This window comes from Actinomadura sp. NPDC048032 (assembly GCF_040653175.1).
GTDB classification, from domain to species: domain Bacteria; phylum Actinomycetota; class Actinomycetes; order Streptosporangiales; family Streptosporangiaceae; genus Spirillospora; species Spirillospora verrucosospora.
Map to the genome: position 1 here is coordinate 1 of NZ_JBEZJP010000771.1, position 1,707 is coordinate 1,707.

At 70.4% G+C, this 1,707-nt stretch carries 2 protein-coding genes; one reads left to right on the plus strand and one right to left on the minus strand.

Going from position 1 to position 1,707, the window contains the following annotated elements; all coding sequences use genetic code 11:
• Nucleotides 1–694 (minus strand): MBL fold metallo-hydrolase (locus AB0C69_RS42070; RefSeq protein ID WP_360362494.1); only part of this gene is annotated, 694 nt, incomplete at its 3' end.
• A gap of 219 nt (nt 695–913) precedes the next feature.
• Between AB0C69_RS42070 and AB0C69_RS42075 the strand changes: the two genes are divergently transcribed.
• Nucleotides 914–1,663 carry a peptidylprolyl isomerase gene (locus AB0C69_RS42075; RefSeq protein ID WP_345179045.1) on the plus strand — a complete coding sequence of 250 codons (750 nt, stop codon included), beginning with the start codon at nt 914–916 and terminating at the stop codon, nt 1,661–1,663.
• Nucleotides 1,664–1,707 lie beyond the last annotated feature (44 nt).

Below are 1,707 nucleotides of genomic sequence, written 5' to 3' on the forward strand. Positions count from 1 at the left end.
GGGGGGACGACCCCCCTGGACCCCCTGGCGAAACCTCTGTCAGGAACGGGTTGGTCGCGCGCTCGCGGCCGATTGTGGTCTGCTCGCCGTGGCCGGGCAGGACGGCCGTCTCGTCGGGCATCGTGAGGCACACCCGGGACAGGCTTGCGAGGATCTGCTCGTACGATCCGCCCGGCAGGTCGGTGCGCCCGATGGAGCCGGCGAACAGCAGGTCGCCGGTGAACATCACGTCCGGGATCTGCTGCGCCTTCGGCGTCCGGAACGTCACCGACCCGGGCGTATGGCCCGGCGCGTGGTCGACGGTGAAGTTCAGCCCGGCCAGCTCCAGAACGGCCCCGTCGGCCAGCTCCCGCACGTCGTCGGGCTCGGACAGCTCCAGACCGCCGAACAGCTGCTGCCCGGCGCCCAGGGGCAGGCCCTTGGCCGGATCGGTCAGCAGGTCGCGGTCGTCCGGGTGGACGTAGGCCGGGACGTCCTTGGCGCCGCAGACCGGCGCCACCGACCAGACGTGGTCGAGATGGCCGTGCGTCAGCAGCACCGCGACCGGCTTCAGCCGGTGCTCGCGCAGGATCTCCTCGATCCCGCCCTCGGCGTCCTGGCCGGGATCGATGATCACGCACTCCTCACCGGCGGCGGGCGCCACGACGTAGCAGTTCGCGGCGAACGATCCAGCGGGGAACCCGGCGACGAGCACGGTCGTCCTTCCTTAGAACCATCTCGGGTGGGCGTGTTCGAGGGTACCGGCGCGGCCACGGCCACCGCGAACGAGTTGGCGCGGCCGACGTGTCGCGGGGCGCGGCCGGGCGGGGCGCCGCCGGGCGGGAGGCGCTCCCTGAACGCGGAGGCGCTTTTACTCCCCGGTACCGCTACTATGCGCTGCACGTTCACCTGATCACACCGGAAGGCGAGGCACGTGGCGGCGAAGGACCGCAAGAAGCAGCTCGCGCGGCAGCGCTACGAGCGGCAGCGGCAGCGGCAGGCGCAGGAGGCGGCGCGGGCGCGCCGACTCAAGATCATCACCGCCGCGGCGGTGGTGGCGGTCATCGTCGTCGGCGGCGCCGCGTTCATGGTGCTCACCAAGGACGACGAGTCCACCGCCGCCGGGCCCCGGTGCACCTACAAGGCGGCCCAGCAGGACGGCGCCCCCAAGGGCGTCGGCACCCCTCCGGGCAAGCCCGCCTACACGGACGTCGTCCAGACGACGATGAAGACCAACCAGGGCGACGTGGAGGTGCAGCTGTACGGTGGCAAGGCTCCGTGCACGGTCAACTCCTTCGCGTACCTGGCGCAGAAGAACTTCTTCGACAAGACGACGTGCCACCGGCTGACGAGCGGCGGGCTCAACGTCCTGCAATGCGGCGACCCCACCGCGAAGGGCACCGGCGGGCCGGGCTACCAGTTCGCGAACGAGAACACGAGCGGCGCCACGTACACCGAGGGCACGCTCGCCATGGCGCACAGCAGCCTGCCGGACTCCAACGGCAGCCAGTTCTTCATGGTCTACAAGGACTCGCAGCTCCCGCCGGACTACACGGTGTTCGGGAAGATCACCAAGGGGCTGGACGTGCTGAAGAAGATCGCCGACGCGGGCTCGGACCCGAAGGGCGACGGCAAGCCCAAGAAGAAGGTAGAGATCCAGGACGTCACGATCGCCGGGAAATGATGTTGTACACGACCCGTCCGCCCGTCGCGGCCTGCAGGGACGCC